Origin of the sequence: Facklamia sp. P12945, from assembly GCF_050409485.1 — a bacterium.
Lineage (GTDB): Bacteria > Bacillota > Bacilli > Lactobacillales > Aerococcaceae > Facklamia.
Genome location: NZ_JBNUPJ010000006.1, coordinates 21277 through 47813, shown reverse-complemented (window position 1 = coordinate 47813; position 26537 = coordinate 21277). Strand labels below are relative to the sequence as shown.

Annotated in this window: 25 protein-coding genes, 1 tRNA gene and 1 other annotated feature; of the genes, 20 read left to right on the top strand and 6 right to left on the bottom strand. The window is 34.9% G+C overall.

The window, feature by feature from the left end; all coding sequences use genetic code 11:
* Nucleotides 1-130: 130 nt before the first annotated feature.
* The 6 genes from ACQV2X_RS03145 to ACQV2X_RS03120 all read left to right on the top strand — a co-directional run bounded on the left by ACQV2X_RS03145 (nucleotide 131) and on the right by ACQV2X_RS03120 (nucleotide 8478).
* A complete protein-coding gene (locus tag ACQV2X_RS03145) occupies nucleotides 131-2257 on the top strand; it encodes a transglycosylase domain-containing protein (RefSeq protein ID WP_428885094.1) in 2127 nt (708 codons plus the stop codon).
* 92 nt (nucleotides 2258-2349) lie between these two features.
* Nucleotides 2350-2694: a YlbF family regulator gene (locus ACQV2X_RS03140; protein WP_428872927.1), complete on the top strand. Its 345-nt coding sequence runs from the start codon at nucleotides 2350-2352 to the stop codon at nucleotides 2692-2694.
* Between the two features lie 96 nt (nucleotides 2695-2790).
* Nucleotides 2791-4059, top strand: a complete 1269-nt coding sequence (locus ACQV2X_RS03135) for a metallophosphoesterase family protein (protein ID WP_428885093.1) — start codon at nucleotides 2791-2793, stop codon at nucleotides 4057-4059.
* Entirely contained in the window at nucleotides 4049-6868 is a 2820-nt protein-coding gene (locus ACQV2X_RS03130) for an AAA family ATPase (RefSeq protein WP_428872930.1), read from the top strand. Before ACQV2X_RS03135 ends, ACQV2X_RS03130 begins: the two co-directional genes overlap by 11 nt.
* The gene (locus tag ACQV2X_RS03125) at nucleotides 6869-7816 is read left to right on the top strand and encodes a 3'-5' exoribonuclease YhaM family protein (protein ID WP_428872931.1); all 948 of its coding nucleotides are present in this window, start codon (nucleotides 6869-6871) and stop codon (nucleotides 7814-7816) included.
* An 8-nt stretch (nucleotides 7817-7824) separates the two neighbouring features.
* A complete protein-coding gene (locus tag ACQV2X_RS03120; protein WP_428893295.1) occupies nucleotides 7825-8478 on the top strand; it encodes an SRPBCC family protein in 654 nt (217 codons plus the stop codon).
* Between the two features lie 67 nt (nucleotides 8479-8545).
* Here the strand turns inward: ACQV2X_RS03120 and ACQV2X_RS03115 are convergent, their stop codons facing one another.
* From ACQV2X_RS03115 to ACQV2X_RS03105, 3 genes are all read right to left on the bottom strand, one after another.
* On the bottom strand, nucleotides 8546-9532 hold the full coding sequence (locus ACQV2X_RS03115) for a peptidylprolyl isomerase (RefSeq protein WP_428892493.1): 987 nt from the start codon (nucleotides 9530-9532) through the stop codon (nucleotides 8546-8548).
* A 140-nt stretch (nucleotides 9533-9672) separates the two neighbouring features.
* Complete coding sequence (locus ACQV2X_RS03110) at nucleotides 9673-10032, bottom strand: YtxH domain-containing protein (RefSeq protein ID WP_428872935.1); 360 nt, start codon at nucleotides 10030-10032, stop codon at nucleotides 9673-9675.
* Nucleotide 10033: 1 nt separating this feature from the next.
* Nucleotides 10034-10468: an HIT family protein gene (locus tag ACQV2X_RS03105; RefSeq protein ID WP_428874644.1), complete on the bottom strand. Its 435-nt coding sequence runs from the start codon at nucleotides 10466-10468 to the stop codon at nucleotides 10034-10036.
* A 240-nt stretch (nucleotides 10469-10708) separates the two neighbouring features.
* Between ACQV2X_RS03105 and ACQV2X_RS03100 the strand changes: the two genes are divergently transcribed.
* From ACQV2X_RS03100 to ACQV2X_RS03070, 7 genes are all read left to right on the top strand, one after another.
* Nucleotides 10709-11476: a hypothetical protein gene (locus ACQV2X_RS03100; protein ID WP_428874645.1), complete on the top strand. Its 768-nt coding sequence runs from the start codon at nucleotides 10709-10711 to the stop codon at nucleotides 11474-11476.
* Between the two features lie 120 nt (nucleotides 11477-11596).
* Nucleotides 11597-11668 (top strand) — tRNA-Arg (locus ACQV2X_RS03095).
* A gap of 653 nt (nucleotides 11669-12321) precedes the next feature.
* Nucleotides 12322-12933, top strand: a complete 612-nt coding sequence (locus ACQV2X_RS03090) for a 50S ribosomal protein L25 (RefSeq protein ID WP_428872939.1) — start codon at nucleotides 12322-12324, stop codon at nucleotides 12931-12933.
* Between the two features lie 69 nt (nucleotides 12934-13002).
* Nucleotides 13003-14184 carry a tRNA epoxyqueuosine(34) reductase QueG gene (gene queG / locus ACQV2X_RS03085; RefSeq protein WP_428892523.1) on the top strand — a complete coding sequence of 394 codons (1182 nt, stop codon included), beginning with the start codon at nucleotides 13003-13005 and terminating at the stop codon, nucleotides 14182-14184.
* A gap of 3 nt (nucleotides 14185-14187) precedes the next feature.
* On the top strand, nucleotides 14188-14715 hold the full coding sequence (gene trmL, locus ACQV2X_RS03080) for a tRNA (uridine(34)/cytosine(34)/5-carboxymethylaminomethyluridine(34)-2'-O)-methyltransferase TrmL (RefSeq protein ID WP_428894223.1): 528 nt from the start codon (nucleotides 14188-14190) through the stop codon (nucleotides 14713-14715).
* Nucleotides 14716-14748: 33 nt separating this feature from the next.
* Nucleotides 14749-14972, top strand: a binding site (T-box leader).
* 41 nt (nucleotides 14973-15013) lie between these two features.
* The gene (gene serS, locus ACQV2X_RS03075; RefSeq protein WP_428872942.1) at nucleotides 15014-16306 is read left to right on the top strand and encodes a serine--tRNA ligase; all 1293 of its coding nucleotides are present in this window, start codon (nucleotides 15014-15016) and stop codon (nucleotides 16304-16306) included.
* A gap of 279 nt (nucleotides 16307-16585) precedes the next feature.
* Nucleotides 16586-18121 carry an ATP-binding cassette domain-containing protein gene (locus ACQV2X_RS03070; protein WP_428874646.1) on the top strand — a complete coding sequence of 512 codons (1536 nt, stop codon included), beginning with the start codon at nucleotides 16586-16588 and terminating at the stop codon, nucleotides 18119-18121.
* A 378-nt stretch (nucleotides 18122-18499) separates the two neighbouring features.
* On the opposite strand, the gene ACQV2X_RS03065 is transcribed toward ACQV2X_RS03070, so the two are convergent.
* On the bottom strand, nucleotides 18500-19315 hold the full coding sequence (locus tag ACQV2X_RS03065; protein WP_428873012.1) for an undecaprenyl-diphosphate phosphatase: 816 nt from the start codon (nucleotides 19313-19315) through the stop codon (nucleotides 18500-18502).
* 148 nt (nucleotides 19316-19463) lie between these two features.
* Between ACQV2X_RS03065 and ACQV2X_RS03060 the strand changes: the two genes are divergently transcribed.
* Nucleotides 19464-19949 carry a PTS sugar transporter subunit IIA gene (locus tag ACQV2X_RS03060; RefSeq protein ID WP_428872944.1) on the top strand — a complete coding sequence of 162 codons (486 nt, stop codon included), beginning with the start codon at nucleotides 19464-19466 and terminating at the stop codon, nucleotides 19947-19949.
* A 99-nt stretch (nucleotides 19950-20048) separates the two neighbouring features.
* Here the strand turns inward: ACQV2X_RS03060 and ACQV2X_RS03055 are convergent, their stop codons facing one another.
* A complete protein-coding gene (locus ACQV2X_RS03055; protein ID WP_428894222.1) occupies nucleotides 20049-21089 on the bottom strand; it encodes a lactonase family protein in 1041 nt (346 codons plus the stop codon).
* Between the two features lie 128 nt (nucleotides 21090-21217).
* Here ACQV2X_RS03055 and ACQV2X_RS03050 point away from each other — a divergent pair, with 128 nt between their 5' ends.
* From ACQV2X_RS03050 to ACQV2X_RS03035, 4 genes are all read left to right on the top strand, one after another.
* Entirely contained in the window at nucleotides 21218-22474 is a 1257-nt protein-coding gene (locus ACQV2X_RS03050) for an AI-2E family transporter (protein ID WP_428894221.1), read from the top strand.
* A 101-nt stretch (nucleotides 22475-22575) separates the two neighbouring features.
* Nucleotides 22576-23295: a DUF554 domain-containing protein gene (locus tag ACQV2X_RS03045; RefSeq protein ID WP_428872948.1), complete on the top strand. Its 720-nt coding sequence runs from the start codon at nucleotides 22576-22578 to the stop codon at nucleotides 23293-23295.
* A 32-nt stretch (nucleotides 23296-23327) separates the two neighbouring features.
* Complete coding sequence (locus ACQV2X_RS03040) at nucleotides 23328-23948, top strand: NADPH-dependent FMN reductase (protein WP_428894220.1); 621 nt, start codon at nucleotides 23328-23330, stop codon at nucleotides 23946-23948.
* Between the two features lie 11 nt (nucleotides 23949-23959).
* Nucleotides 23960-24535, top strand: coding sequence for an NADPH-dependent FMN reductase (locus tag ACQV2X_RS03035; protein WP_428872952.1), 576 nt, complete (start codon nucleotides 23960-23962; stop codon nucleotides 24533-24535).
* A gap of 58 nt (nucleotides 24536-24593) precedes the next feature.
* Here the strand turns inward: ACQV2X_RS03035 and rnhC are convergent, their stop codons facing one another.
* A complete protein-coding gene (rnhC, locus tag ACQV2X_RS03030; protein WP_428872954.1) occupies nucleotides 24594-25532 on the bottom strand; it encodes a ribonuclease HIII in 939 nt (312 codons plus the stop codon).
* A gap of 135 nt (nucleotides 25533-25667) precedes the next feature.
* Between rnhC and zapA the strand changes: the two genes are divergently transcribed.
* Nucleotides 25668-25916: a cell division protein ZapA gene (gene zapA / locus ACQV2X_RS03025; protein ID WP_428872956.1), complete on the top strand. Its 249-nt coding sequence runs from the start codon at nucleotides 25668-25670 to the stop codon at nucleotides 25914-25916.
* Nucleotides 25917-25988: 72 nt separating this feature from the next.
* Nucleotides 25989-26528 carry a CvpA family protein gene (locus tag ACQV2X_RS03020; RefSeq protein WP_428872958.1) on the top strand — a complete coding sequence of 180 codons (540 nt, stop codon included), beginning with the start codon at nucleotides 25989-25991 and terminating at the stop codon, nucleotides 26526-26528.
* Nucleotides 26529-26537: the final 9 nt, after the last annotated feature.

Genomic DNA, 26537 nt, shown 5'->3' with positions numbered 1-26537 from the left:
ATACAATCTTTCATAAATTTTCTTAATCATTTAGTATAATTTAATAAAAAGATTGACCTCGGCCTTTAGTTGGAAGGCGGTCGATATAATTCTGTCTAGGATAGAATTAACAAAGTAGGTGAATGATTAAATGGAGAAATTTAAAATGCAATCGAGTAAACATAAAATATTTCAAGGGATCAAAAATATTTGGCGCTATTACCGAGGATGGAAGTGGTTAGTGTTTATTGCTTTATCACTTACCTTATTCTTAACCTCTTATTTGGTTTTTATTGCGAAAACGACTGATGTTAAACAACTGCAAGATTCCCTGCAAACAAAAACAGAAATCTATGACAAGCAAGATCAATATGTAGGTACACTCTTATCGCAAAAAGGAAGCTATGTGACCTTAGATGAGATATCTCCCTTAATGCAAGAAACAGTTGTTAAAACTGAAGACAAGCGCTTTTATGATCACAATGGATTCGATACAATTGGAATTGGTCGAGCTTTTTTGCGTTTAGTTATTAATCGCAATACTTCTGGTGGGGGAGGCTCCACTTTAACACAGCAATTAGCTAAAAATGCTTTTCTCAGCTTGGATCAAACTTTTCAACGTAAATTAAAAGAATTGTTTCTAGCACTTGAAATTGAGAAAACTTATTCAAAAGATCAAATTCTTGAAATGTATTTAAACAATGCCTACTTTGGTAATGGAGTCTGGGGCATTCAAGATGCGGCTCAAAAATACTTTGGCATTAATGCTTACCAATTAGATCAGAATCAATCAATGGTTCTAACCGGTATCTTAAAAGGTCCTTCCTTATATAATCCAATTGATGATTATCAAGCAGCTATTGACCGACGAAATGTCATTGCTGATCTTTTGGCTGATGAAGGGGTTATCTCATTTTCTAACGCAGAGGATTACAAAGCAATGTCTATACCTCTTTTAGACAATTATGTTCCAGCCAGTTCTGGACATGAATATCCATTTTACTTTGATGCGGTGATCAATGAAGCTATTCGTAAGGTAAACATCCCTGAAGAAGACCTTATGTCCAAGGGCTATCGAATTTATACTAATTTAGATATCAATGCTCAACAAGGTCTTAATAACGCTTATCAAGAGAATGCTTATTTATTTAATGATGGGGCATATGATGCGCCGATTGTTCAAAGCGCAAGTGCGATAGTTGATACTCGTACTGGGGGAATTATGGCAATTTATGGAGGAAGAGGAGAATATGTCTATCGCGGCTTTAACCGTGCTAGCGATATGTATCGTGCTCCTGGATCGACCATTAAGCCCTTAGCAGTTTATTTACCAGCTCTTGAGAATGGATTTAATATGCATTCGATGGTTCCTGATGTTGTTAAGGCTTATGGTAAGGATCAATTTGCTCCAGAAAACTTTAATCGTCAAACGGATCCTAGAGGAGAAGTCCCCTTATACTATGCTTTATCACAAAGTAAAAATACATCCGCTGTTTATTTACTAGATAAATTAGGAATTCAAACCGCAGTCGATAAACTGCATCAATTTGGTATTGAAGTTCCCCAACAAGACCAGCAGTTGACCTTGGCCTTAGGGGCTTTTTCGACAGGAGTAAGCCCTGTGCAATTAGCCTCAGCTTATGCGACTTTTGCTAATAAGGGAATAAGAAATGAATCTTACTTTATTCGACGAATTGAAGATATTTCTGGGAAAGTTGTATATGATAACGAAAAACCTAAACGTCACTTAATCATGACCAAAACGATTGCCGCAGATATGACCAGCATGATGTTAGATACATATGGTGGCAATGGTACTGGATATGGCGCAGGCCCTAATACAGGTTTGATTGCTGGTAAAACAGGAACAACTGAAGTATCAGACGGTTCAACCCAAACGCGAGACCGTTGGATGGTTGGTTATACCCCAGATTTTGCGATAGCGACATGGATTGGTCTGGATGACGTAGAAAGTGCTAATTTGGATGAAATTATGCCAACTGGCATGGGGAGATTATTTAATAGTCAAACTTCTTACATGATGGCATACTCGCCACAAACACCATTTGATGTCAGCTACGCTTCGCAAATGGAAGCAGATACCAATGGTAAAATGGGTGGTGATTGGTTGGAAAATGTTGATTTCAACTTTGACGGAGAACTTTTTTCAACACTTAAAGAGAACGGAAGTAATCTATGGGAAAAGGTTAAATCTTTTAGTAGTGAAAAAACACAAGAGGTTATCAATTGGATCGAAAACTTAGACCTACCCATTTAAAAAACGCCCAATAAAAATGGGTGCTTTCACCTCAGTTTGATTGAAAAAAAGACTAAAAATTGATACTATTATCATATAGAAATGAGGTTATTATGAACATTAATATTTATGATACAGCTAACACTTTAGAACGCGAATTACGACAGTTGCCAGCTTATTTGAATGTAAAATCGGCACTCGAAGAAATAAAGAAAGATCCTGAAAGCAATCAGTTGTTTGAAGAGTTTCGTCAGGTCTCACAGTCACTTCAGACAATGACTGAACAGCCGAGTGAAGAGAAAATCACAGAAGTTCAAAACTTGTATGCAAAAGTAATGGAAAACCCTTCAATTAAGAAGTTAATGGAAAACGAACAACAACTCGGATTTCTAATGGAAGAAATCAATCAAATTATTACCAAGCCACTACAAGACTTATATCAAGCGCCAACTGAATAAATTTGAATTTGGCAACTGGAAGCCATCGAACAATTATCTTTCGAGGTTCTTTCAGTTGCTTTTATCAACCAATTATTTTGGAGAGAGGAGACCGAGATGCGTTTCATGCATTTTGCTGACCTACATTTAGATAGCCCCTTTGCTGGAATGCAAAAACAATACCCTAGCTTACAAGAAGTTCTAATCCAAGCTCCATATAAGGCATTCCATCGAGGCGTTTCATACGCTATTAAAGAAGATGTAGACGCTGTTGTTATTGTAGGAGATATTTATGATACTCAAAAACAAACAATTTATGCTCAACATGCTTTTTTAAAAGAATTAGAACGACTGAAAGCAGCAGAAATCCCAGTGGTTATTTGTCATGGGAATCATGACTTTCTTAATAACCAACGCTTACTGATGCAATATCCTGAAAATGTTTACGTCTTTAAAGATGAGTCGATTGACCATATCGATATAAAGACAAATGATAATCAAACTTGTCGCTTCTATGGTTTTTCTTATAATAAACGTTGGATTCATGAATCCAAGGCCCAAGAATTCCCTGCAAAAAACAATGAAACGGACTTTACCGTAGGTTTATATCACGGGGAATTGTTAAGTACGACGCAAAAGGGAAATTATGCTCCTTTTACATTGGAGCAACTAATCTCAAAAAATTATGATTACTGGGCTCTTGGACATATCCATCAGGCAAATACTTTATCCACATTCCCGCTTATTCAATATGCTGGTAGTCCTCAAGGTAGAAATCGCCTGGAGATTGGCGACAAGGGAGCCTATTTAGTCACCTTAGAAGTCGATCAAAAGGTAAAATCTGAATTTATTCATTTAGCTGAAATTGAATGGAGAGATGAAATCATAGAGTGTCAGGAAAACTGGCAAGTTAATGATTTGTTATGGGCGATAGAATCCTTAGTCAATAACTTTAAAGATGAGGTTGATAAGGGCCTACCTTCGAAGATTATTTCTTTAACTTTAAAAAATGCACAACGTTTGCCAATCGATATACAAGAACAAATTGAAAAAGGTGAGGTTGAATCGATACTCACTGAACCCCAGTCGATCGAAAAATTCGCGATTATTGTTAGGGTAAAGCTTGAGCGTCAAATGGTATTAGATGCCTTCGAATATGATAAAACATTAAAAACTAGCTTCCAAGCGGCTTGTCAAGATATGCAAGAAGGTAAAGCATATCATGAAAGTCTAGCAGAATTATTTGACCACCCAATTATTAAGCAAAGGATGTCAGATTTATCATTGGATGAAGAATTGAAGAAGGAATCTATTCGATCAGCACAAGAGTTAATGATTCAAGCAATCGGATTTGAATTTAAGGAGGCGATTGATAGTGAAGATTAGCACCCTTGATATCTATGGATACGGTAAATGGGTTAATCAACGCTTTGATTTAGATGATCAATTACAGTTGATTTTTGGTCAGAACGAAGCTGGGAAATCAACACTCCAATCTTTTATTCGAAGTATTCTTTTCGGATTTCCTTCTAAACATCGACGGGTCAATCAAATTAATCGCTATGAACCCAAACTTAGTGAAGTATATGGGGGCAGAATTCTTTTAAAAGAAACTAGCCATGGAGATATTTGGGTGGAAAGAACTAATAGAGGTCTAACTTTAACAGATACAAAAGGGCATGAGCTTGAACAACTAGTGTTAGATCAAATCTTAAGTGGATTAGATGAAAACCTCTTTGACTCCTTTTATGCCTTTTCACTGCAAAATTTGCAGGAACTGTCAAATGTTGATGCAGAAAAATTGGGTGATTATTTCCTATCAATCGGAACGGTTGGATCAGATAAATTTCTTTCTGTGGCTAAATATTTCGAAAAAGATCTGGGGCAACTTTATAAATTAAAGGGGAAAAATCCTAAACTTAATCAAGCGTTATTGGAATTTGAAGAACTTAGTCAATCCATTGAGAAAATGAAGCAAAATATGGCGAAGTATGATGACCTGTTCGACCAACAGCAAGCTGAAATAGATCAAATTGAAGGTCTTAATCAGTCTATTCATGATTTAGAAGAAAAGCAAAGACAATTGGATCAGTTGATGACAAGGTTTGATATTTATCAAAAAGACCTCGTCGCTCAAAGAGAGTTAGAGCAATTAGTTTTTACTAAAATGGATAAGGATATGCCAGAAAAATTAGAAGAGGCTGTTCGGACCAAAAATGATAGTCAAAAGACTATACAACAAATGCAAGAGCGTATTCACAATTTAAACAATGAAATGAGTACCCTAACCCGTCTAAATTGGGGAAAAAACCACGAAGACCAAAGGAGACAATGGTCAAGTGATACCGCCCATATTAAAAAGGTGGATTTACGTTTAGAACACGTTTTAGAAAGAATTCAAGAACAAACCAATACTATGGCTCGACTGGCTCGTGAAGGACAGTTTTATCCTGAAAAAGTAAAGAAGTCCTCAGAGTTTGACCGTGAAATCGAGCAAGGTTACGAAATTCAAGCGGCCATAGATGATTTTGAAGGACAAAAAGATTCTATTCAAGCAGAGAGAAAAGTTTTCCTAGATCAGCGAAAAGAATTGCAAACCTACTCTGTCACAGTTAGACAGCAGCACGCAAAACTAGAAAGTATGCGTATGAATGAAAGAGCTCAATTACAACAAGCTACAAATATTAGGCATTATCTTATAGGGGCTCTTTCAATCATTTTAGGACTAGCAATGGGTATTTATCATTTACTTAATCAGACAGGGGCGAATTTCCGTTGGATTGCTTTGATTTTAATCGGATTAGGTATACTTTCAACCGCTTATGTCTTCTTTGAGCATCTAAAATATAAAAAGAAATTTCATTCCTCGCCAGCAATTGAGAAAATGGCTGAATTACAAAGAAAAGAGCGCCATTATCAAGATAGAAGTCAAGAACTAGGTCAAGACATCAATCAACGAGAAGCCAATCTTCGATCGGTTGAAGAAAACTTAGTCAGAAAAAGACAAGAGCAGCAACGATGGTTAGTTGCCTTAGGCTTTTATCCAACTGCAGATGCAGAAATTGTTCTTAAATCGAATCCGGTTAAAGAGTACTTTCAAGCTGAAACAATTCGTCAACAATATGAAGAAGAGCGAAATGACCTCAATGTCGAGATTGCCAAATGGCGCAAACAAATCGCTCCACTACTTGAGCGTTTTCCTTTGGGAGATCAAAGTATCAAGGTTCTTATACACCACGTTGAAGAAACTGAAGTTTCAATCGCCCGTCAAGTGGAACGTGGTAAAGCGATGGAGGAACGTATAAGAAATGCTCAAGATATTATTGCTCAAGAGAAAAAACATCTACAAGAGCAGCAAGAAATCATTGAATCAATTTATCAATCAACAAACTCCTTTGACCAAGTTGACTTTAGACAAAAAGTTCAAGCCAATAATCAAATTCAGCAACTCAAAGAAAAACGTCACTTGTATAGTGAGCAGATTAGGGGTTATGAAAATGAGATGTCAGCTATCGAAAGTAAACAGTCATTAATCAATCAATATAATAAGGTTCAAAATGAATTAACGCTTAATAAAAGTCGTGTACAACCTCATCAATATCAGCGTGCAAATATTGAAGTGGCTTTAAATCAGCTTGAGCAAGATGGAAGTTATCAAGTCTTACAACAAAAACTGGAAGATAAGAAAGCAGAAATCATTAAATATGTTCAAGAGTGGAGTAAGAAAAAAATTGCTGTCGATTTAATCTATCAAACATTAAGACAAGGAATGGATAATCCGATTCCTGAAATGAATAAAATGGCTAATGAAATTTTTTCTAAATTAACCTATGGGCGTTATGATCAAATTAAATTGAATAAAACCGGAATCAAAGTTAAACAGTTTTCAGATGTGCTGTTTTCACCCCATGAACTTTCGCAAGGAACCTTGGAGCAATTATATGTCGCTCTACGTTTAGCTTTTATAGTGAATGCCTCTTCAATGGTATCAATGCCTATCATAATCGACGATGCTTTTGTGAACTTCGACGAAATACGTAAAGCAAGCATGTATAAAGTTTTAGAGACCATCAGTCAAAATCATCAAGTTTTATTCTTTACTTTTGATCAAATGGCTGCGGATACATTAGCGATTGATTCGATGATTAACTTAGACGAGCTAATAGAAACGAATTCAACCCAGGAGGAGAGCTAAATGAGTTTATTATATGAGATTAATGAAGGAGACGAATTTGGAATTTATGTTCTTATTAAAGCAGCAGATGTGAGAACCGCTAGAAATGGCAAACCATTTATTGCCTTCCGTTTTCAAGACCGTTCTGGATCCATGGATGGTATGTATTGGTCTGCTACTGAAGAAGAAATTAACAAATTCCAAGTCGGTAAGGTTGTTTTTCTGAGAGCTAATCGGGATACTTATCAAGGAAGTCCTCAAGTAAAAATTAAAGCACTTCGTTTAGCTGAAGAAGGAGAACCCAACGATCCAACACTTTATGTTGAACGAATTTCTATGAAAATTGATGATATAAAAGAACAGATTAATGACGCTTTATTTCTCATTCAAGAACCGAATATTAATCGAATTGTGCGAAAAATTTTGAGTGAACATGAAGAAGCTTTTTACAGCTATCCAGCTGCTAAAAGAAACCATCATGCAATGGCAGGCGGTTTAAGTTATCATACTGTTTCTATGTTGAAAATTGCTAGAGCACTTTTGGCTATCTATCCGCAAATAAATTCTAGCCTACTTATTGGTGGACTGATACTTCACGATATCGGCAAAACAATTGAACTATCTGGAGCTATCTCAACCGAATATACTTTTAAAGGTAAAATGTTAGGTCATATCGTCATTATGTCAGAAATGATTGAACAAGTATGTCAACAAATTGGTATTGATCCTAATAAAGAAGCCGTTGTTTTATTAAAGCACGTTGTACTAGCACATCATGGTAAATTGGAATATGGTAGTCCTGTTCAACCGCGTATTCTTGAAGCAGAAATTCTTCACCATATTGATAATTTAGATGCTACTGTTAATATGATTTTGTCTGTTTTAGATAAGACACAAGAAGGTCAAGAAAGTGCTCAAATTTTCCCATTGGATCGTCGTAGTTTTTATAAACCAAATTTCAGAAAGTAGGCAAATAAATGACAGATAATAGCAATCCAAAGAAATGTAATTGCAAAAATCATGGGTCTAATCATGAGGGTCAATGCCAAGTTAATCATTCTAAATCGAACTCTGAGCACTTATGTGGATGCCATCATCATGCAGAACATAACTACCATCATGGATGTGGTTGTCACCATGAACAAGTAGAAAACCCTCAAACTGATCTTGGTTTTTCTCTATTCTTTGAAGGAGAAATTAATGCAACTCCGGAAGCAGTATGGAACCATTGGACTGATAATGAATACTTATCTAAGTGGAAGTCAGATATGAGGATGATTGACTGCAAACCAGGTGGGTCATTTAAAGTAACAAGAAATGGACAAGCGCATCATTTGATGTTAACAGATGTTGAAGAAGGACATTTATTGGCCTATTTATGGAAAAATGACGATATGGTTCTAACAATTGATCCTGGAGAAAATGATACTACGCTCTTTACTTTTGAATATTGGTTTGCTGATAGAGAAGAAGCCAATGCTGAGGATGTAGCTCCATGGATTATAAATCTTTATGAACTTGAACACTTTATTGTTCATAATGAATTAATGGATACTAAAGACTTGCCGAAAGCATTGATGGCAGAAGTTAATAACTTAATTAAAGAGCAAAAATCACGTGAAACGCTTTAATATTTTAATACAGTAAAACAAAAAAGGTTGAGGATTTTCCTCAACCTTTTTATATTTAAAATAGTTTCTATTCGGCTGGCGCTTCTTCAGCAGGAGCCTCTTCAGCAGGAGCCTCTTCAGCAGCAGGTACTTCCTCAGCAGAAGCATCCTCTGGTTGGTCAGCTAAATTGATTAAATCATCCACTGCATTTTTTAATTCAGGATCTTCAATCTTTAAGTCAGAGTTTTTAATAAGCTCTCCGACAATTCCATAGGTAAAGTTAGAGTCAGCATACTTACTTTGTTTATATGCTTCAACTACTTCTTCTTTACTCTCTTCTAATGGTTTCTTTTCACCATTGTTGATTGTTTTAATAACGTGGTAGCCAAATTCAGATTGAACAGGTTCGCTCGTCATTTCTCCATTAGCTAAAGACTTAACTGCTTCTTCAAATTCTGGAACCATTTGTCCTGGCGAGAAAGGGGCTAATAATCCACCATTTTCTGCAGAACCATCTTTAGATAATTCTTGAGCAACGGTATCGAATTCTTCGCCATTATTGATGCGTTCAATAGCATTTAAAGCTTCTTCTTCCGTATCAACTAGAATATGCTGTGCTTCCATCATTGGTTGGTAATCATTATCATAGAAATTTTGAATGGCTTCATCTGACATATCGATGCGACCTTCAACAATTTCTTGTAAAAGATTACGGATATATAATTGGTATTCATATTGTTCAGCGCTACCTAATTGTTGGTAAGATAAGAATTGTTGGAATACCTCTTCTCCACCCAATTCTTGAATTTGTGACTGAACTTCTTCAGCAGCTCTTGTTTTAGCTCCTTCAGCGTCTTCTACATTTTCAATTAAAACAGCTTCAATAATTTTTGAGCGTAGAGCAGTAGAGCCAAATTGTTCTTTCATATCTTGATAAAAATCTTCAGCAGTGATAGTTGTCTCTCCAATAGTGGCAATTACACCCTCTTGAGCTGAAACGCTTGTTAAATTCGGCAATGCAACAAGTGCGACACTTGCTGCTGTTAAAATCCAAGTACGGATTGATTTTTTCATATTAATTTTCACTCCTATAGTTCTACTATAATTTGCTATAACATAAGCATAAATATATCTTAACACTTAATGATTAGAAAAGATAATATAAGCTAGAAATTCTAAAAAACATCATAATTTTTATAAATTAAAACCTGAATTTAATTCTTATATGAGTTTAAATTAGCTGAAGACATTCCCTCAATATCTTCATTTAATTGCTTAACATTTTCTTTAATTCTTCTTATTCTAGGTTCTGTTTCATCCATGACTTTTTGTTTAGTTTGATTGGTTAAATGAGAAATAAAGTCCATAGTTTGCTTAGCTTCTGCAGTCAACGACTGAATAGCTGAATGAAAACGGGCATAGTCTTGATCAACTTGTTGGAAATCAACTTTAAAATCTTTATAAGTCTTTTTTAGTTGATGTCTTGTTTTCTCACCAGATTGTTTAGCATTCATTAACCCCGCTAGTACTCCAAGAGCTAAGCCAGTTAGAAAACCTTGTGGGAAATTTTTCATACTAATCGCCACTTTCTATTGTTTGTTTAATTGATGCTGCCAATTGCTGAAATTCATCCTGAGTGTAACCATCTGAATGGTCTTCAAAATGTAATTTAAATCCTTCTTCTTTATGATAACGTGGAATCAGGTGAATGTGTGAATGGAAAACAGATTGATAGGCGACTTCTCCATTGTTATTGAGAATATTCATGCCCTTAACACCTGGTATGCTTTTTTTAATGGCGTCGGCAATTTTCGGAATTCGACTAAAAACGGTACTTGCTAACTCTGGATCATACTCAAAAATATCTTTAACATGTTTCTTTGGTATGACTAAAGTATGTCCTTTGGTAACTTGAGTGATATCTAAAAAGGCAAAGACCTCATCATCTTCATAGACCTTAGCACTAGGAACCTCTCCGTTGATAATCTTACAAAAAATACAATTTGTCATTTTTTTCTCTCCTTTAACTTACGTCTTGTCTCTATAGCATATCATAAGGATTTTAGAAAACGCTATTAATAACATCTTAAAATGAGTCTTCATAAAAAATTCATAAGATTTGCGTGTTACAGGCTTAATTTCATTAAATATTCCATTTTAACTCAAGCCTCCTTTAAACTAGCTATGATATAATAGTTATGTTGAAGAAGGATATATTATAGATATAATAACAATTACATGGGAGGTAGAATGAATTTGAATAAAAGTAAATTTCAAAAAATGTACCTGCTCTTAACTCTTTTAGGCATTTTCCTGGTTTTTAATTTAAATCCTTTAGCAATAGTTCACGGCCAAGAGGAAACGACAGAAGAGCAAGTAGGGATAGAGCAAACTGACGAGCCGTCTAGTCAAGAAATTTTTGAAACAAGTAATGAAGCTGTTTTTGACCCTCTACCTGATGTCGGTCTATTTAAGCAACTCATTCCTTATGTGCATTATTTAAATTATCAATACGTGGGAGATGGAAGTGAATACTCTACTAAAGATATCATCATGGAATTCATGCCTGATGCAAATGGAGTTTTTCAAGTCGCAGAGTTTACAGATACAAAAGCCGTAGCCTACGTTTATCAAATTAAGCCCGATGGTCTATATGAACTCGCTTACTTTGATGATTATACGGTGGTGGAAGACCTGAGGTATTCCGCTGATGCTTCAGATGACAATGTTTCACTCATTCTACCTGTAGATATAAGTGAAGGAACAATTTTTAAATCAGGCTATCAAGAAGAAATTAAGAAAAAAGTAATTGGTAGGGTGGACTCGCTAACAATTGGTCAAGAAATTTATACTGATGTTTTGCTTGTTGAAGAGATGGCAAAGAATAACGGAGATACAATCCGTATCTATTATGCCAATGACGCAGGTTTGATTTTAATTGAGCGTCTTCATCCAGATGGCACAACCACACCAATAATTTACCTTAGGTCTAGACAAGGTTCAATCATGGACCAATAGTGGATAATTTTTACAATCTTATTTTTAGAATAGGACTAGCATCATTAATTGTTAGTCCTTTTTTATTGGCTTATTTCTTGCTTTTAGCAATTTGAGTTTGGTATAATAGGTAATCGTTAGGCCGCCGTAGTGTAATGGATATCACGGAAGATTCCGGTTCTTTCGATGGGGGTTCGATTCCCTCCGGCGGTATTTGTAATAAAGCTAAAGATTTTTAGCAAAAAATCTCATATTTTTTAAAAAAATACTTTTTAGAGAGTTCAGCCAGATTGGCTGTTTTTTATTTTAAATTAGACTAGCTAGAATAAGGGGATTGACTAGACAATCGCACAAGGGTTGACTAAGATTTAACTAGTTATAAGACAAGCAATTAGAAAGGAAAACTTAGAAAATTAAAAAGCCCATTTTTAAGAGTAAGTTTATTTCTTATTACCATTCTTGTATTAGCTGCTTGTGATAGTACCAATAAAGCAAATATTGCAAGTGATGCTTATAAGATGTCAACTTATACTCTTATTAAGGCTGCTCAAGAAGGTAATCAAGATAAACAAAATATTGATTTAGATAATCCCTCAAATATTTATGAAAAGGAAAAAAAGCGCTAAAAAGTAACATCAAAAGATAAAACGACTAGTAGAAAAACCACTACCAAAGATAAATAAATTAAGTTTGTAGTTATTTTTTAAAAGAATAAGGGCAAAAAAGAAAATTATATAGAAAAATCACTAAGACTAGTCATAAAACACTGGTATTGTGAGCTGGTTTTTGATATGATAATTTATGTGTAAAAATTTACAGCAAATCTAGCATTCTATATGCAATAAGTTATAAAGGAGCTCTTATATATGGCAATTAGTGCAGAATTAAGAACAAAGACAGGTACCGGTGCTTCTAAACAAGCACGTCGTGAAGGTAAAATCCCAGTAGTTTTATATGGGCAAAAATTAGAAGCAACTTCTTTATTAGTTGATCGTCGCGAATTCGAATCACTTCTAAAAAAAGAAGGATCTAACGCGGTTTTTGATTTAAACTACGACGGTAAAACGCAAAAAGTAATCTTGAAAGACTTTTCTAAAGCAGCTTTAAAAGATATTTTCTATTCAGTTGACCTAGAAGCTATCTCTGCTGATCAGAAGATTATTGTTGAAGTTCCATTAAGCATTATTAACGAAGAAACAGTTAAAATTGGCATTGTGGAACAAACACTTAATACAGTGGAAATCGAAACTAAACCAGACACTATTCCGAACTCATTTGAAATTGATGTTACTGGAATGGAAATTGGTGACACTAAGACAATTGCTGATTTAGCAGTTCCAGCAGGCGTTGAAATCTTAGAAGATTCAACTGAAACAATCGTTTCAGTTTCTGCTCCAACAGAAGAACCAGAAGAAGAGGAAGAAACTGAAGTGATAGAACCTGAAGTAATTGGTGCTAAAGACGAAGAAGAAGAGTAAAAATTTGTATTATGAAGCACTGTAAACGCATGTCGTTTATGGTGTTTTTTTAGATAGGAGTTGAACAAACTGATCTCAAAAGAAGAGGCTATTAAAGTCAAATCCATTTTAAAAAAATCGCTGAAAGACTTAGGAGTGGATAAGATCGGTTTTACGACAGCGGAACCTTTTGACCATTTAGAGGAAAGTTTAAGAGAGCAAAAGGCGAAAGGACATACCACTGGTTTTGAACATCCTATCATTGAGGAGAGAATCTATCCTGAAAAAATCTTTGAAGGGGCCCAATCAATTATTTCGATTGCTTTGGCTTATCCTAGTAACTTTAGAAAGGAACCAGCTTCTAATAAAGAAGAACGTCGTGGTAGTTTTGCTCGTGCTTCTTGGGGGAAAGACTACCATCATATTTTATCAGAACGTATGCAAAGGGTTATTGATCTTATCCAAGCAGAAATTCCTGATGCTCGTTTTAAACCGATGGTTGATACGGGGGAATTGATTGATGTGGTTGTGGCTGAAAGAGCTGGATTGGGCTTTATAGGTCGTAATGGTTTGCTGGTCACTAAAGAATTTGGCAGTTACGTTTATTTAGGTGAAATTATCACGAACATTCCTTTTATGCCAGATCAAAGGGTTACATATGGTTGTGGCGATTGTTATCGTTGTGTGACAGCCTGTCCTACTCAAGCTCTTTTTGGTGACGGTAAGATGAATGCGCAGAAATGTTTATCCTATCAGACTCAAACCAAAGGACATTTAGCTGAAGACTATCGCCGAAAAATGACTCATGTCATTTATGGCTGTGATATTTGTCAGATTTCATGTCCTTATAACAAGGGCATTGATTTTCATCATCATCCTGAAATGGAGCCTATCCAAGACGAAGTAAAACCAATATTAAAGAATATGTTATCACTTAGCAATAGAGCCTTTAAACGACAATTTGGACATTTAGCGGGGTCTTGGCGAGGCAAGAAGCCCTTGCAAAGAAATGCAATTATCGCTTTGGCTAATTATCGGGACCGAACAGCCTTGCCGCATCTGCTTGAATTAATTGAAAAAGATCCACGACCAGTGATTCGAGCAACTGCTGCCTATGCTGTTAGTGTAATCCAAAGAGATAAAAATCAAGCGATGATTAGTATGATTTATGACCAACTGCAGAAGGAATCTGAACCAGAAACCATCAAAGAAATGAAAAAAGCTATTGAACGTCTCAAAAATAAAAAAGAGTTAAAGTCTAAAAGGAGTTAAACGATGAAAAACCATATCGTACTTTATGAGCCCCTAATGCCAGCTAATACTGGCAATATTTCGAGAACTTGCGCAGGAACTAATACTAGTTTACATTTGATTGAACCGCTTGGTTTTTCTACTGAGGATAAAATGCTTAAACGAGCAGGGCTAGATTATTGGGAGCATGTCGACATTACTTACCATGACAGTTTATCAGCCTTTATGAAGTTTTTAGGTAATCGTAAATTGTACTTGATTTCTAAATTTGCACCAAGAGTTTATAGCGAAGCTAATTTAGCTGATTCAACGATTGATGAGCAGTTTTTTATCTTTGGTAAGGAAACGACTGGGCTACCTGAAGATTTTATGCAAGCTCATAAAGATCAATCTTTAAGAATCCCGATGAATGATCAGCATATTCGTTCTTTAAATTTATCTAATACGGCTAATATTATTATTTATGAAGCTCTAAGACAACAGAACTATGAAGGATTGGAAGCCATACATCATTATCGTGATACTGAAAAGGCTCAAAGACTTAAATGGTAATAGCTTGACAAATAAAATCTATTTAATATAATAAATTTAATAGTTAGTACGAATAGTATCTGAAATAAGGGTCAAGCAGAAAGTTAGCGGTTGATGAGAGCTAATCACTTATTCAGTGAATCCACGTATTCATTCTGCTTTATGAAAGCTAAGCATAAATAAAGCCGGTCATCGCCGTTATGATACAAGTGTAAGAATTTAAATCAATTCTTAAAAACGGGTGGTACCGCGGAACAAGAGACCTTTTCGTCCCAAATAGACGGAGGTCTCTTTTTTATTACATAAAGGAGGAATTAAGATGTTAGATAGGCGCTATTTGAGAAACCATATGGATGAAGTAGTTGAGCAATTAAGTCATCGCGGAGTAAAAACAGAAATTTTAAATGAATTTAAAGAGTTGGATAAAAAAAGAAGAGCTCTATTAACTCAAGTAGAAGAGAAAAAAGGGGTCCGTAATAAAGTTTCGCAAGAAATTGCCACTATTAAGCGCAATAAAGGAAATGTGGATGAACAGATTCAAGCCATGCAAGTTATAGGGCAAGAAATAGCTGAATTAGATGAGACTTTAAATCAGCTAGACATTGCTTTGGCTCAAATTGAACATGGATTACCTAATTTACCTCATGAATCAGTACCAATAGGTGAAGATGAAGAAGATAATGTTGAAAATCGCCGTTGGGGTCAGATTACAGACTTTGATTTCGAACCTTTAAATCATTGGGATATTGCAGAGAATTTAGGCATTCTTGATTTTGAACGAGCAGGCAAAGTATCAGGTTCACGCTTTGTATTCTATAAGGGGTTAGGCGCAAGGTTGGAGCGCGCTATTTATAACTTTATGTTAGATACTCATACGGCTAGAAATGGTTATACCGAAGTTATACCGCCTTATATAGTTAATGAAAAGTCAATGTTTGGAACAGGACAATATCCTAAATTTAAAGAAGATACTTTTGAGTTGAGTGATGATCGTCAATTTGTCTTAATCCCAACAGCGGAAGTTCCTCTAACCAACTACTATCGAGATGAAGTAATTGCAATGGAAGAGTTACCGGTCAAATTTACCGCCATGTCTCCATCATTTAGATCAGAAGCCGGATCAGCCGGTCGTGATACTAGAGGTCTGATTCGTATGCACCAATTTCATAAGGTTGAAATGGTTAAATTTGCCCATCCAGAAAGTTCTTATGAAGAATTAGAATTTATGGTCAAAGATGCTGAAGGTATCTTACAAGCTTTAAAACTACCTTATCGGGTAATCACCCTTTGTACTGGAGATATGGGCTTTTCAGCCGCTAAAACATATGATATTGAAGTTTGGGTTCCAGCTCAAGATACCTATCGAGAAATATCTTCTTGCTCTAACACAGAAGCTTTCCAAGCGCGACGCGCCATGATTCGTTACCGCAACGCTGAAGGCAAGTTGAATTATGTTCACACCTTGAATGGATCTGGCTTAGCTGTTGGTCGAACAGTTGTAGCCATCCTAGAAAACTACCAGCAAGCGGACGGCAGTGTTAAAATTCCAGAAGTATTGGTACCTTATATGGGTGGAGTGACTGAAATTACCAAAGAGAATGCAATGGGATAATATACAAAGCTTTTCTTAAAATTTTTTAAGGAAAGCTTTTTGTATAAGTATTTAGAGTGTGAAATTTGAATTTAAAAAAAAGATATGCTTTAATTAAAGTAACTTATTAAGAGGAGTGTTACATTTGAACAATTTCTAAGAAAGCAGCATGAGTAGAAGTGACTTCTATTTAGTGTGAACTTTTTTAGAAAGTATCAAATGTTACATAGGGGATACTTCTATTCTATTCTAAGCTGCTAATAATGGATTTTTGGCACAAGAGTAGAAAGGAGTTTTTTTATGTTACAGGTAAATAGTCTAAGCTTATACCATCGTAAGGATTTCGTTAAAATTATTGATGACTTGTCTTTTATTATTCATCCCGGCGAAAAAGTAGCGATTATTGGCGAAGAAGGTAATGGGAAATCGACTATCTTAAAGTGGTTAATGAATGATGAATCACTTAGTAACTATCTAATTATTAAAGGCGAAAAAATTAATTCTTTCAGTCAAATGGCATACCTCCCTCAACAAATGAAGGAGGAAGATCTTAGTTTAAGTATTGAAAAGTTCTTTTTCGCAAAGGTAGATCCCTTTTTAATGGATTATAATAAAATAATCAAATTTGGAATGAAAATAGGTTTTGATTGGGAGCGACTACATTCTGAACAAATAGTGAGATCCCTCTCAGGTGGTGAAAAAATAAAATTATCACTGTTAAGGATAGCAGCTCAGCAAGCGGATTTAGTTCTACTAGATGAACCATCTAATGATTTAGATATTGATTCAATAAGGTATTTAGAAAAATTTATTAGCGAAAGTAAACAAGCAATATTATTTGTTTCACATGATGAATCGCTACTACAATCAACAGCCACTTCGATTATTCATTTAGAGCGATTGTTGCATAGAAAAGACCCATGTCATACAGTTTCGAAATTAGCTTATAAGGACTATCTTCTATATCGTGATAAGAGGATCGCGAGTCAGCAAAAAGACTTTGAGCAAAATGAAAGAATATATGCTAAAAAGTTTGCTCGTCAACAAAGGCTTGAGTCAGCTTTGCATCATCGTTTAAATCATACTAAGGATTCAGCAAGCGGACGACTACTAGCGAAAAAGATGAAGACCGTTAAGTCATTGGGCAAAAGACTTGAACGCGAACATCAACAAGGAAGTCAGCAAGTGATAATTGAAGACCCAATTAAGATATTTTTTAACCACTCCATTCCAATTGCTGATTCGCGCAAGATTATGGAGGTAAGCAATCTTAATTTAAAGGTTGAAGGTCGTTTACTAGCACCAAACATTAATCTAACGGTTCAAGGACAGGATAAAATAGGAATTGTGGGAGCCAATGGGGTGGGCAAATCAACGCTTTTAAAGCATATGTGGCTTTTATTCAATCAAGATGGTGATAGAGAAGGAATTATACCTGCCTATATGCCTCAAAATCATAGTGAATTCGTTGATACGAATTTGACACCGATTCAATTACTTGCTAAGGAAGGAAGCAGCGAAGAATTAACACAAATAATGACTTTTTTGGCCAGTATGAATTTTCTTCCTGAGGAAATGTCTCACCCTATCAATGAATTATCAGGAGGACAAAAAGCAAAATTATTATTTTTAAAAATGGATTTGATGAGAGCGAATCTTCTTTTCTTAGATGAGCCGACGCGAAATTTTTCTCCGAATTCACAACCAAAAATACGGAAAGTTTTAAGCGAATTTCCAGGAACTATTATTAGCGTTTCCCATGATCGTTTATATTTAAAAGAGGTATGTCATCAACTGTATCTACTTAAACCAGAGGGTCTTAAACTTATTGATTAAATTCAAACGTTTATGAATTTAGTTAATGAGTAGTTTTAAAGCCGAAGTCCAAGCGTGAGACCGAAAGTCTAGCTTTTGGGCTTCCATTGGCTTTGAGTATGATGGACCAACTTAAAAAAATATTATTTATGCGAATCAAAAGAAGATAAAAACAATCATAAAATTGAAATAAAAATAAGTCCTTATACGTAAACAAGTTAGAAGTATATATTTTGTATCTTAAAGCCTGATCTGGCTGAGCCCGATTTGCTTATCGCCAATCACTTCAAGCTGCTTAGAAAACAATAAAATAAGAAAGACAAGCACATATAACATGTACGCATCTTTCTGGTCCAACTTCTTGGGGTCACTATAGGGTCAACTCTTATTTCTTTTAGATTACTTAAATAAATAATACAAAATGACAACGGCACCCAAAATAATACGGTAGTAACCGAAAGGTTTAAAGTCATTCGTTTTGATGAATTTAAGAAGTGAACGGATGACGATTAAGGAAACAAGAAAGGCAACAAACATACCTACCAAGAGGTAAACAAGTTCAGCACTAGTAAAAGCAAAGCCAAAGTCTTTTAACTTAACTAAAGAAGCTCCGAACATAACAGGTATTGACATAAAGAAAGAAAACTCTGTCGCAACTGTTCTTTCCATTCCTAATAAAAGTCCACCGAGGATGGTTGACCCCGACCGTGAAGTACCTGGAATTAAAGACAAGGCCTGAAATAGACCGGTTTTAAAAGCCGTAGGGAAAGAAATCTTTTTAAGAGTATTAACTTGTTTAGCATGACGAGCTGGCTTTTTATTTTCAATCCACAAGAAAGCAAAACCATAAATGATTAAGGCAGCAGCGACCACATAAGGAGTATTAAAATACTCTTCCATGTAATCATTGATCAATAGGCCCAGAACTCCTGCTGGCAGGGTAGCAAAAGCAACTTTAAACCAAATTACCCAGATATTTTTTCTTTCTTGGCTAGACTTTTTAAAATCCAAAGGGTTAAGTTTATTAAAATAAAGGACGACTACAGCTAAAATTGAACCAAATTGTACAACAGTTCGAAACATTTCAACAAAATTTGGATTGAGATTTAATTGAATAAATTCCTCAACTAAAATTAAGTGTCCAGTTGAAGAAATGGGTAACCACTCTGTAATTCCTTGAACAATACTTAAGAAAATAATTTTTAATAATTCCATCCATTCTAGGTTTTGCACTATATATCACCTCGTGATCTTTTTCTCGCTTATTATAGCTAACAATTAAACAAATGTCACTATGTGGTCAATTCTTAAAATAGGAGTCTGTGAAGAAATATGATAAAATGAAGTCAAGAGGAGGAATAAAATGTTTGGGTTATTTAAGAAAAAAGCTAAAAAAATCAGCCTACATGCTGTCTGTGATGGTCAAATAATTCCTTTAGAAGAAGTCAACGATCAAGTTTTTTCTCAGAAAATGATGGGAGATGGCTACGCTATTCAACCGAGTCAATCAACCATCTACTCACCAGTTCAGGGTAAATTAATGAATGTTTTTCCGACTAAACATGCGATGGGAATACAAATAGAAAATTTAGAATTACTACTTCATATGGGATTAGATACGGTGGAATTAGAAGGTAAGCCTTTTAATACTTTGGTTAATGAAGGGGATAACTTAACACCAACCACTGCTGTTTCAGAAGTTGATTATCAAGAAATTGAAGCAGCAGGTAAGGATAATGTGATGTTAGTTATCTTTGTTAATGGTTCAGAGGTCATCGATGAGTTTAAGATTACTGCTAGCGGTTCAGTTACTAAAGGACAAGAAATTGGGTATGTGACATTAAGGTAAAAGGTTATCAAAAAAATGATTAGCAAATTCTATTGAATCTGCTAATCATTTTGATTTTTAACTAATCACTAACTTTTTGAATATATTTTTTAATGAAATTTACTTATTATTTAATGCTAATATACAAACGCATTCAGGAGCATAAGCTTTTGTATCGGTTAAAGAAATTATTCCACTTTCAGAATTTCTCTTAAATAAAGTGAGGTAATCAGAATCTTGATGAGCCACAATCAAATATTTTTCATCATGCGATAAGCAGAAATCTCTTGGAACTTTTCCATATGATGAAATACTCTGTAGAAGGCTTAACTTACCGCTAGTTTTATCCACTCCAAAGAGGGTAATTTGATCTTGATAGCGTGTCGAAACATATAAAAAGTTACCATCTTTTGAAATTCTAATTGCAGCTCCGGTGGCTTCTGGGTGACTATCGGTTGGAATATTATGATAACTTTCAATAATCTCTAAATGGCCATTTTGTTTTAGATGACATAAAATCGTGGTATTATTCAGCTCACCAATAATGTAGATAAATTTCTGATTAGGATGGATTGCTAAATGCCGTGGACCGGTTCCAGCTGGAATATTTAAAGATTGCTCAAGATGGGAGATTGAGCCATTCTCAGCTAAGGAATATACATAAATTTTATCACTACCCAAATCACAAACATAAAGAAACTTATCTTGATTGAAAGTAGAGGTAAAGTGGATACGAGACTGAGTTTGATTAGGATGGACAGATGAACCATCGTGGGTAACAGTCTGTATATGTTTTATTTCATCATCATTTAAGTGATAGATTTCTATAGTGCCTTCATGATAGTTTGATAGGTAGAGGACTTTTTTAGAATCTAAATAGAAAAGATGACATCCTGCTGCTTTGGTGTGATAAAAATAATTTTTTTTAATCCAGGTATCATTATGCTTTTTTTTGTATACTGCCACTCCTGAAAAAGGTTCTTCTTTTTCAATTGTAAATAAATAGCGATTATCTTTTGAGAGGGCAAGATAGGTGGGGTTTTGAATTGTATCGATTAACTCTCTTTCTGTGAAAGTTTCTTTTTGAGAATCAAAAGTGATCGATGTTAATCCTTCATTAACTCGACGGGTATAACCACCTAAAAAATATTTTTCTTTCATAAGATGGACTCCTTTCTTCTTCAAAAGTATTATAGCATAAGGGTAGATTTATATCGTAGTTAAGCCAATCATTTTAATTCTATTTGTGGTATGATTGAGATGAATTCATATAGGATAGGAGGGTATTGATGCGAAAATTAAATCAGTTTTTATTTAAGTCAGAATTCTTGAATGATCGCAATGTTATTCGGCTATTAAAATTTATTTTAATTGTCTTGGCAATCTATGCTTTTACACAAATTTTTTATTTATTTCAACCACTCTTTGATTTCTTGAACTTCTTTGCCTTTCCTTTCATTGGAACGGGCATTATGTACTATCTGTTCTCGCCCTTAGTGGTTAAACTCTCTAGACGCGGTGTAAACCGTCATTTATCAATATGGTTAATTTTTATTGGCCTCTCATTATTAGTAACTTGGGGTGTAGCTACACTCGTGCCGATAGTACAAAGTCAGACGCGCTCATTTATTAATGATTTACCTAAATATGTAGCAGGAATTCAAGATGTTTTTAACAAGCTTCCTTTACTACCTGATTTTAATGAAGTCTTTCCTAATCTGGCTAATCAAGAGGGGAGTGTTGATTTAAACGGACTTATCCAGCAAATTCAACCGCTAATTACATCGACTTTTGGTGGATTAGGTAGCGTGATAGGTACGGTTTCAACGGTTGTAACCGGCTTAGTTACTATTCCTGTCTTACTTTATTATCTTTTATTAGAAGGTTATAAGCTATTCCCTAAAATACTTTATTATATTCCTGATCGCTATAGAGAAACGACTAAGACTATGATTTATCAATCTCACTATCAGATTGGTCAATATATTCGTGGCCAAATTATTGTTGCAATTATTGTGGGCATGATTTTCGCTGCTGGTTTTTCCATTATAGGCCTAGACTATGCGATTACTTTAGGAGTACTTGCTACTTTTCTTAATGTCATTCCCTATATTGGGTCAGTCATTGCCGCTATTCCTGCCATAATTATTGGTTTAATTGCCTCTCCTTTTATGTTAATAAAGGTCTTATTGGTTATAGGGATTGAGGCTTTAGTTGAAGGAAGACTTATTCAACCGCAAATTCTTAGCTCGAATTTAAAAATCCATCCAGTTACAATTTTAATTGTTCTGTTAGGAGCGGGGCGCATATTTGGTGTAACGGGTGTGATTCTAGGTGTTCCTGCTTTTGCAGTACTTAAAGTGATCGTAACAGAACTATATCGTATTTACCGCAAACACTCTAATTTATATGGTGATGATTTAAAGAACCAATCGCTTTCTAAAGAAACTTTAATTGATATGTGTTTGGTTGAAGATGGGCAGGATGGTTTTGCTGCAGAAGATCAAGTTGATAAATTACTAAATTCCAATCAATTATTAAAATAAAATTAGTTCTTGGTTTTCTATGGAAAAATCATGAATTTATCTTTATAATAATTAAGTGTCAAGGTGAGATAGTACGCCAGTCAAGCAAGAGTATCCTTTGGATGCTCTTAATTTTATGTGAAGGATTTGTTAAGATGGGTGTAATTATTAATGGTATCGTAATCGTTATATGTAGTTTAATCGGTATGGGTTTAAAGGCAGGAATCCCTGTAAAAATCCATGAGCGATTGATGCATGGTATTGCTTTATGCGTGCTCGCAATTGGAATTGATGGCACCTTAGCTGGAGAAAATACGATTGTTATGATTTTGTCAGTTGTTGTAGGAGCAATGATTGGGGAATCAATTGATATTGATCAAAAGGTAACTTATGGGATTTCATTAATTGAAAAAAAAATATCAAAACCAGGATCTGATAGTCAGTTAGGGCAAGGTTTTATTTCAGCAGCAATGATCTTTTGTATTGGTTCAATGTCTATTTTAGGATCTTTAGAAAGTGGATTAACCGGTGATAATACCACGCTCTATACCAAGTCTATCTTAGATGGCATTACCGCCATTCTATTGAGTTCATCTTTGGGAGCAGGTGTTTTACTATCGGCAATTCCAGTAATAATCATCCAAGGCTTATTAGTAATCTTAGCAGGCTTTTTAGCTCCTATTTTATCAGTAGCAGTGGTAAATGAGATTATTGCAGTAGGGTCACTATTATTGATTGGCTTAGGCATGAATATTTTAAATATTACTGAATTAAAGATTTTAAATTATACACCGGCAATCTTTTTACCCCCTATTTTCTTGACGCTATTATCTTTATTCTAATTAGGAATACTATTCTATGGAGGTATAATAATATGAAGAAAATTGTTGGCATCGTTGGAAATAATTCTACGGAATCTACCAATCGTAAGTTATTACAATTTATTCAAAAACATTTTCAAGATAGAGCGAATATCGAATTACTTGAAGTTCGAGGCCTGCCAATCTTTAATAAACCAGCGGATGGAAAATTACCTGAGGTAATCACTGAAATGGCTGAAAAAATTGAGGCAGCCGATGGAGTGGTTATTGCTACTGCAGAGTACGATCATTCTATTCCAGCCGCTTTGACGAACGCTTTATCTTGGTTATCTTATAATATATTTCCTTTTGTGGATAAACCTTTAATGATTGTGGGAACTTCCTATGGTGTTTTAGGGACTTCTAGAGCCCAACAACACCTGCGTTCAATTATGAATGCACCAGTTATTCGTGCAATGCTTATGCCTGGTTGTGAATTTTTAATGGGGAACTCTTTAGAGGCTTTTGATAAAGAAGGGAATTTAGTTTTCCCAGATAAGGTCAATCAGTTAGAAGCTTATTTTAATGATTTTCTTCAATTTATTGGTGTCACAGAACTATTACAAGAAAGGCATCAAGCAAATGTGGATGAAGCTCGCAAGTTCTATCATCAACAGTTCGAAGCTAAAGAGTAAGGGGGGATAATATGAAATTAGTAGGAATCGTAGGCTCTAATGCAGAATTTTCGTCTAATCGTTTATTATTACAGTATATAAAGCGGCACTTTGCTGAATATTTTGAATTAGAAATTCTTGAAATTAACCAAATTCCGATGTTTGATGCTAGTAATGATCAAACAGATCATCCGGCGATTCAGTTATTAAATAAAAAAATACTTCAAGCGGATGGTATATTAATAGCCACCCCAGAACATATCCATACTGTTCCACCTGCTTTAAAATCTACAATTGAATGGCTATCTTATAAAGTTACACCTTTTATTCATAAGCCTGTGTATGTTATTGGAGCATCCTATTTGGAACAAGGGACCTCGCGTGCTCAATTACATATGGATCAAATTTTGGAGTCTCCTAGAGTGGATGCTTATGTCTTCCCTGGAAATGAATTTTTACTAGGTGGTGCTAAAAATAAATTTGATGCTGAAGGGAACATTACCGACCCTAAAACAGTTGACCATTTAGAAAAATGTATAGCTAAATTTATTCGCTATGTAAAATTAATCAATCAACTGGAAAATATTCCTGAAACTACAATTGACTAGATAAATGCCCCTCGCATTGACTATAAAAAAGCTGTCGATAAAAATCGGCAGCTTTTTCTTAATGACGATATTTTTTGCTTAACTTTTTAGCTTTTTGTGTGTTAGCAAAATGGAGTTTAGCTGTTTGATTGAGACTTTCAATCCCATAGCGGTCGATTAATTTTGATGCATAAAGATCAACATTTCTGCCTGCCCCTGAAGGTAGTTTGCCGCCAAAAGTTTCACCGAGCGAATGAAGTTTTTTAACAAAGGCATCTCTTGCAATAATGGAAGCACAAGCAACGGCCAGATGAATAGATTCGGCCCTTTTAGCAAAATAGACATGGGCGCGATAAACTTCCTTTTCGTTTTTTAAGTGTTGGTAATAATTCTTTTCTGACGTAAATTGATCAATTATTACTCCATCAAGTTGCTTTTTCTGTTCAGGAGATAGTTTTTTATATAGTTCTTTAATAGTAAAGTTATGTAATCTCGCCTTAAGTCCGTTAGCATTATATTTTTTAATCATTTGATTGTATTTTTGTGGATTAGCAATTGTTAAATGATAATCAACTGAGTGTATGAGATTAGCCGCAATGCTTTCGATTTCATGATCAGATAAATTTTTAGAATCTTTTACGCCAAGTTCTTTAATTAATTCTTGTTTTTCAAAAGGAAGATAGACTGCACATACAGTCAAGGGTCCAAAGTAAGATCCGTTTCCCACTTCATCCGACCCAATTAAATTCTTAAATTGAATCCGGTCAGGTAAATGAGTGTTGTTTTCGAGAAAATTCGTGTGGATTGATTGAGGCAAGTCTTTAGCCCATATTCGCGCTTCTTCTTCAGCTGCTTTTCCTTGAAAGAGGACTTTGCCAGATTTATAAGCTGTAATGGTTACATAAGCTAATTTAGCTCTAAAGAGGCTATAGGGAACGGGGTCAATTAAGTGTCTTTGGTAATTTTCTTCCATAACTTTAAGAGTTGCTGGGTTTACTTCGAGAGTGACGCTGTTCATTTATATCCCACCTTTTATGAATTGGCTATCATAATTATCAGTTTACCATCTTCTTTAATATTCGTATAGGAAAGGTGCATTATAGAGGGACTTTTGGTAAAATAGTGGGAGAATCAAGCTTAAAGAGGAGATTACATGGAAGAGAAGAACCGTTATAAGGCATTGATTGAAGGCAGAGTCTATACCATTGTGGGTCATCGTTCGAGAGAGCACATGGATGCAGTTGTTCAATTACTGACTCAACAATTACAACAATTAAAAGAACTTGATCCCAATTTGACTCAAGAAGATCGCGCTATTTTGATGGCAATTAATGCTATTTCAGACCAGATTACAAAAGAAGAAAAAATTGCAGCGCTAGAGAAAAGACTAGGCTTAGGCTAATTTTTAAAGAAATAGAATGATTATGAATTTTTTGAACAGGACTAATGAGGAAATCATTAGAGGGGGTACTTTATGTTAAGTGTTATTGTAATTTTAATTTTGGCCTTCGCCTTTTACTCTGGCTATCGGTCAGGAATGATTATGCAGATTGTAAGATTGTTAGGTTATATTATTACCTATATCATTGCTACACAATATTTTGATGTTTTGAGCAAGTGGGTGGAGATGATTATACCATTTCCAGCTGTCCAACCAGATAGTCAACTCGCTCTATATACGGAAGCTCAAACTTTTCTACTCGATCAAACTTTCTATAAATTGATTACTTTTCTAATTATCTGGTTAATCGGCTGGTTGTTAACGAATGTATTATCCATTTTATTTACCAAAGTAACTTATTATAGTGTTTTAAATATTAGTAATCGGTTAATTGGTGGTGTACTCAATTTCGCTGTTGTCTATTTTATCGTATTTATGGTTTTATACTTATTATCGTTAATTCCTATAGAATTTATCCAACAGCAATTTGTTAACAACCCATTGATTTTTAGAATGGTGGATTCCACGCCTATTTTGACCGACTTTGTAGGGAAGTTTGGCTTGGGATCCTAATGATTATTA

Bases quoted from the DNA above. Each gene is read 5' to 3' on its own strand.
- ACQV2X_RS03105 (WP_428874644.1), bottom strand. From the start codon at position 10,468: ATGACAAATTGTATTTTTTGTAAGATTATCAACGGAGAGGTTCCTAGT.
- ACQV2X_RS03125 (WP_428872931.1), top strand. From the start codon at position 6,869: ATGAGTTTATTATATGAGATTAATGAAGGAGACGAATTTGGAATTTAT.
- ACQV2X_RS03045 (WP_428872948.1), top strand. From the start codon at position 22,576: ATGCTCTTAATTTTATGTGAAGGATTTGTTAAGATGGGTGTAATTATT.
- ACQV2X_RS03115 (WP_428892493.1), bottom strand. From the start codon at position 9,532: ATGAAAAAATCAATCCGTACTTGGATTTTAACAGCAGCAAGTGTCGCA.
- ACQV2X_RS03040 (WP_428894220.1), top strand. From the start codon at position 23,328: ATGAAGAAAATTGTTGGCATCGTTGGAAATAATTCTACGGAATCTACC.
- serS (WP_428872942.1), top strand. From the start codon at position 15,014: ATGTTAGATAGGCGCTATTTGAGAAACCATATGGATGAAGTAGTTGAG.
- ACQV2X_RS03145 (WP_428885094.1), top strand. From the start codon at position 131: ATGGAGAAATTTAAAATGCAATCGAGTAAACATAAAATATTTCAAGGG.
- ACQV2X_RS03110 (WP_428872935.1), bottom strand. From the start codon at position 10,032: ATGAAAAATTTCCCACAAGGTTTTCTAACTGGCTTAGCTCTTGGAGTA.
- zapA (WP_428872956.1), top strand. From the start codon at position 25,668: ATGGAAGAGAAGAACCGTTATAAGGCATTGATTGAAGGCAGAGTCTAT.
- ACQV2X_RS03020 (WP_428872958.1), top strand. From the start codon at position 25,989: ATGTTAAGTGTTATTGTAATTTTAATTTTGGCCTTCGCCTTTTACTCT.
- ACQV2X_RS03120 (WP_428893295.1), top strand. From the start codon at position 7,825: ATGACAGATAATAGCAATCCAAAGAAATGTAATTGCAAAAATCATGGG.
- ACQV2X_RS03140 (WP_428872927.1), top strand. From the start codon at position 2,350: ATGAACATTAATATTTATGATACAGCTAACACTTTAGAACGCGAATTA.
- ACQV2X_RS03090 (WP_428872939.1), top strand. From the start codon at position 12,322: ATGGCAATTAGTGCAGAATTAAGAACAAAGACAGGTACCGGTGCTTCT.
- ACQV2X_RS03050 (WP_428894221.1), top strand. From the start codon at position 21,218: ATGCGAAAATTAAATCAGTTTTTATTTAAGTCAGAATTCTTGAATGAT.
- trmL (WP_428894223.1), top strand. From the start codon at position 14,188: ATGAAAAACCATATCGTACTTTATGAGCCCCTAATGCCAGCTAATACT.
- ACQV2X_RS03055 (WP_428894222.1), bottom strand. From the start codon at position 21,089: ATGAAAGAAAAATATTTTTTAGGTGGTTATACCCGTCGAGTTAATGAA.
- ACQV2X_RS03060 (WP_428872944.1), top strand. From the start codon at position 19,464: ATGTTTGGGTTATTTAAGAAAAAAGCTAAAAAAATCAGCCTACATGCT.
- ACQV2X_RS03035 (WP_428872952.1), top strand. From the start codon at position 23,960: ATGAAATTAGTAGGAATCGTAGGCTCTAATGCAGAATTTTCGTCTAAT.
- ACQV2X_RS03135 (WP_428885093.1), top strand. From the start codon at position 2,791: ATGCGTTTCATGCATTTTGCTGACCTACATTTAGATAGCCCCTTTGCT.
- rnhC (WP_428872954.1), bottom strand. From the start codon at position 25,532: ATGAACAGCGTCACTCTCGAAGTAAACCCAGCAACTCTTAAAGTTATG.
- ACQV2X_RS03070 (WP_428874646.1), top strand. From the start codon at position 16,586: ATGTTACAGGTAAATAGTCTAAGCTTATACCATCGTAAGGATTTCGTT.
- ACQV2X_RS03100 (WP_428874645.1), top strand. From the start codon at position 10,709: ATGAATTTGAATAAAAGTAAATTTCAAAAAATGTACCTGCTCTTAACT.
- ACQV2X_RS03065 (WP_428873012.1), bottom strand. From the start codon at position 19,315: ATGGAATTATTAAAAATTATTTTCTTAAGTATTGTTCAAGGAATTACA.